Genomic DNA, 504 nt, shown 5'->3' on the forward strand with positions numbered 1-504 from the left:
GTTGCCGTTCTGGACCTCGCTTCTGGTGAGAACGAGTGCCTGGATCGTGATTCTTCAGAAGGAAGGGATAGTCAATCGCGTGTTACAGGCACTTGATTTGACGGACGCCCCGCTTGAGCTCGTGTTCAACAGAACCGGCCTTTATATTGCAATGGTCCACATCCTGCTGCCGTTCATGGTGCTACCGCTTATCAGTGTCATGAAGGGTATCTCGCCGACCTTCGTGCGCGCCTCATCATCTCTGGGGGCAGGGCCGTTGACAACATTCCTCAGAGTATATCTCCCGCTTACGCTGCCCGGCGTCGGTGCTGGTTGTCTCCTGACATTCATCATCGCAGCAGGTTATTATGTCACACCGACACTGGTTGGCGGCGCATCGGACCAAATGCTCAGCTATTTTGTCGCCTTCTATGCGAACACGACAATCAACTGGGGCATGTCGGCCGCACTCGGCGTCCTTCTTTTGAGCTGCATTCTGGCGCTGTACATCATAGTCGGCAGGAT

Annotated in this window: 1 protein-coding gene; it reads left to right on the plus strand. The window is 54.6% G+C overall.

The features are described from left to right. On the plus strand, positions 1-504 hold a 504-nt coding region (locus AB4Z23_RS28275; protein ID WP_441361281.1), incomplete at both ends, for an ABC transporter permease.

Origin of the sequence: Agrobacterium sp. MCAB5, assembly GCF_052114365.1 — a bacterium.
GTDB lineage: Bacteria > Pseudomonadota > Alphaproteobacteria > Rhizobiales > Rhizobiaceae > Agrobacterium > Agrobacterium tumefaciens.